This window comes from Sulfitobacter sp. HI0129, assembly GCF_001635395.1.
Classification (GTDB): Bacteria; Pseudomonadota; Alphaproteobacteria; order Rhodobacterales; family Rhodobacteraceae; genus Sulfitobacter.
Map to the genome: position 1 here is coordinate 1 of NZ_LWGH01000260.1, position 3,487 is coordinate 3,487.

The 3,487-nt window shown below is 63.7% G+C and carries 5 protein-coding genes; 2 read left to right on the forward strand and 3 right to left on the reverse strand.

Translation table 11 applies throughout. The features are described from left to right. Positions 1-428, reverse strand: a 428-nt coding sequence (locus tag A3764_RS05080) for an extracellular solute-binding protein (protein WP_150122075.1), incomplete at its 3' end; no start/stop codon positions are given. Between A3764_RS05080 and A3764_RS25080 the strand changes: the two genes are divergently transcribed. Continuing rightward, the gene (locus A3764_RS25080; RefSeq protein ID WP_161487200.1) at positions 427-573 is read left to right on the forward strand and encodes a hypothetical protein; all 147 of its coding nucleotides are present in this window, start codon (positions 427-429) and stop codon (positions 571-573) included. The two genes, A3764_RS05080 and A3764_RS25080, sit on opposite strands and share 2 nt — an antisense overlap. Before the next feature lie 211 nt (positions 574-784). Here the strand turns inward: A3764_RS25080 and egtB are convergent, their stop codons facing one another. Next, positions 785-2,050: an ergothioneine biosynthesis protein EgtB gene (gene egtB, locus A3764_RS05085; protein WP_067925081.1), complete on the reverse strand. Its 1,266-nt coding sequence runs from the start codon at positions 2,048-2,050 to the stop codon at positions 785-787. Between the two features lie 221 nt (positions 2,051-2,271). On the opposite strand from egtB, the gene A3764_RS05090 reads away from it, so the two are divergent. Then, entirely contained in the window at positions 2,272-3,126 is an 855-nt protein-coding gene (locus tag A3764_RS05090) for a sterol desaturase family protein (protein WP_067925078.1), read from the forward strand. Between the two features lie 33 nt (positions 3,127-3,159). Here the strand turns inward: A3764_RS05090 and A3764_RS05095 are convergent. Then, on the reverse strand, positions 3,160-3,487 hold a 328-nt coding region (locus tag A3764_RS05095; RefSeq protein WP_201722401.1), incomplete at its 5' end, for a gamma-glutamylcyclotransferase.

Genomic DNA, 3,487 nt, shown 5'->3' on the forward strand with positions numbered 1-3,487 from the left:
TCGCCCGCCATGGCGGTGTTCAGCACCAGACCGGAGGTGCCCCAGACATGCGGCACGCCGTAGACCTCGCCGTCCACCGTTGTATTGGCCTTGGTGGCTTCCAGCATGGAGGGGATGAACTGGCTTGCGTCGATCTTGGACAGATCGAGCGGCTTGTAGATGCCGAATTCGATCTGCGGCCCGGCGATCCGGTCCTGGCTGGGCTGGGCAAGGTCAAAGCCGCCGCCGTTGGTCGCACGCAGCTTGGCAATCATTTCCTCGTTGTTGGATTTGGTGACTTCGACGGTATGTCCGGTTTCGGCCTCGAACATCTCGATCACATTCTCGGGCGCGTAACCGCCCCAGGTCAAAAGGCGCAGCGTCTCGGCCTGGGCCCCGAAAGAAGAAAGCGCCAGCGCGGATGCGGAAAGAAAGATTGTCGTTTTCATGTCGTACTCCTTGTTGATCGGCCAGGTGGACGTGCACCGCCAGCCGCCCATCCCCCCGCCAGAACGGCAGGCCGATGGCCCGGCATCGGAACGCGTTCCCGCCAAGGTGGCCTTTGGCTATCCCCGCCGTGTGACACATGCATGACACTTTCCGGCAGACAGGCCCCTGCGCGGAATTAGTACAGCTATTGCGGTATGACACAACGATCATGTTCCCGCCGCGGATGATCCACGCAGCAGGAGGTACATTTCGTCGGAAGTACAGGGGCAGATCACGCGCCGCCCTGCGCGGGCGCATGGAACGCGCGCCCGCCACAAAACCCCGAACCCTCAGCGATCAGAGGGCGACAGCCGGATCAGGCCGCGTCCTTGGCCAGACGCAGGCCCATCATCTGCCAGCGCTGATGCGGGTAGAAGAACGTCCGGTATGTCGCGCGCAACTGCTCTTTCGGCGTGGCACAGGACCCGCCCCGCAGAACACGCTGGTTGACCATGAATTTCCCGTTGTATTCGCCCAGGGCCCCCTCCGGCGGGCGGAACCCGGGATAGGGCGCGAAGTCGGACGCCGTCCATTCCCAGACATCGCCCCAGATGCCTGGGCCGGGCAGCGGACGCAGCGCGCCGATCGAACCGGCTTCGCCCATTAGGTTGCCCTGGATAGGCGTATCGCGGAATGCGACCTCATGTTCCGCTTCGGTCGGCAACCGGGCCCCGGCCCAGCGGGCAAAGGCCTCCGCCTCGTAGTAGCTCACATGAACGACGGGGGCGTCCAAAGCAACGGGCTGCGGCCCGCGCAGCGTGTACGTCCACCATTCGCCGTCCTGCGACCACCAGTAGAGGGGATGTTCCCAGCCTTCCTTGCTGGCCACCGCGTGCCCTTCCATCAGCCACAGGCGCGTATCGCCGTAGCCGCCGTCCTCCATGAAGGCGATCCAGTCGCGGTTGGTGACGGGCCGCTCGGCGATCTCGAAGGGCTCCAGCCAGGACTTGTGGCGCGGGCCTTCGCAATCATAGGCGAAACCCTCCCCGTCATGGCCGATTTCGACCAGCCCGCCGGGGTGGCGTTTGAACGTCAGCGGTACCTCGGATGTCACGGCGAGCGGTTCCGGGTCCTTGTAGGCGGGCAGCAGCGGATTGAAGCTGAGACCGTGCAGAAGGTCCGTGATAAGAAGCTCCTGATGCTGCATCTCATGGTGGCAGCCAAGCTCGACCAAAGCGGCGATGTCCTCGGCATCGTCGCGGTCTGCATCCATCAGCCGGTCGAGGCTGTCTTCCACATGGGCGCGATAGCCGCGCACGGCCTCGCCATCCGGGCGGGAGACGAGCCCCCGGCGATCGCGCGCATGACGCGGCCCCGCCTGCGTGTAGTAGGAATTGAAAAGAAAGGCGAAACGATCATCGGGCGAGGTATAGTCAGCCACCCGCGGCTTCAGGATGAACTCTTCGAAGAACCATGTGGTATGGGCAAGATGCCATTTCGCGGGAGAGGCATCTTCCATGCTTTGCAACATGGTGTCTTCGGGGCTCAGCGGTGCGGCCAGTGCCTGCGTCCGGGCGCGCGTGGTGGTGAAAAGGCTCATCGCTTCGCTGGGCGCCAGCGGCAAAAGTTTGGGGTTGTTCATCGGAAACTATCCTCTCGGGCACACAAGACACAGGGTACCAAGCATAATTAAGCCTGAGCCGCTATTTTCAAGCGCCGCCGGGTGCTCTTGCAAAGTTGTGATCCGTTGCCGGAACCGGAAGAGCCTAAAGGCGGTGCCAATCCGTGGGCGCGCCTTCTGGCTGGCACGGCGAATGCAGCGGTGGTAGCGTTTGCCGGGTCGTGACCCCGGAAAGGCAAAACATGACCGACACGTTTCTTGCCGCCGAGCCCCTGATCCGCCTCTCCGCCTTCCTGAGCGTCCTTGTTGCCATGGTCCTGTGGGAGGTCGCCGCACCCCGGCGGCGGCAGGAGATTCCCCGCGTGATCCGCTGGTCGAACAACCTGGCCTTCGTGGTGATTGACACGGTGATCCTGCGCCTCAGCCTGCCGATCCTTGCTGTCGGCCTTGCGGTCATCGCCGAAGATCGGGGATGGGGTCTGTTCAACGCGCTGGATGTGCCCGTCTGGTTTGCAGCACTGGCGTCGATACTGTTGCTCGACCTTGCGATCTATCTTCAGCATGTGATGTTCCATGCCGTTCCCGGCCTCTGGCGGCTGCACCGGATGCACCACGCGGACCTCGACTTCGACGCGACGACGGGTCTGCGTTTCCACCCGGTGGAAATCCTGCTGTCGATGGTGATCAAGCTGGCGGTCGTCGCGGCGCTCGGCCCGCCCGCCTTCGCCGTGTTGCTGTTCGAGGTCATTCTGAACGCGACCTCCCTTTTCAATCACGCCAACATCGACCTGCCCAGGCCCATCGACCGCTTGCTCAGATGGATCGTCGTCACCCCCGACATGCACCGCGTGCACCATTCAATCGACCCGCGCGAAACCAATTCGAACTACGGGTTCAACCTGCCATGGTGGGACAGGCTGCTGGGCACCTATATCGATCAGCCGGCCAAGGGGCACCGCGAGATGGAGATCGGGATCGAGCAGTTTCGCACCACGCGGGATTTGTGGGCCGACCGGATGCTCATTCAACCGTTCCGGGGTCCGGCCTCCGGCCATGCGCTCGATCCGCGCATCACCACGAAAGACGGCGCGGACTGAGCTGCCGGAAAGAGGGGAGCAAGGAGGAGCGGTTCAGCGCGGCCCCTCTTGCGCCTGCCGGCGCGGTTCGGCGTGCCGCACGGCATTCAGCTTTTCGATCCAGTGGTCGGGCAGATCATGCTGAACGGCACCCTCCCGTATCAGGGTGATGTAGCGCAACGAGGGGTTCCCATCCTCCGGCAAGCCGTCAGCGATCAGGCTGAAGGCCCGCAGGCTGTTGCCGTCGCGATCCTCCACGTCAAGCCAGACGGCATAATAGCGCCAGCCCGGCACTCCTTCGGTCGAATGCAGCCAGACCATGTCGCGCCGGGTCATGCGGTAGAGCACGCCCCAGACCTCCGCTTCGGGGTCGGGGGCGATA

What these genes read in the sequence shown, in the direction of transcription:
- A3764_RS05090 (WP_067925078.1), top strand. Translation starts at nt 2,272, where the DNA reads ATGACCGACACGTTTCTTGCCGCCGAGCCCCTGATCCGCCTCTCCGCC.
- egtB (WP_067925081.1), bottom strand. Translation starts at nt 2,050, where the DNA reads ATGAACAACCCCAAACTTTTGCCGCTGGCGCCCAGCGAAGCGATGAGC.
- A3764_RS25080 (WP_161487200.1), top strand. Translation starts at nt 427, where the DNA reads ATGTCGTACTCCTTGTTGATCGGCCAGGTGGACGTGCACCGCCAGCCG.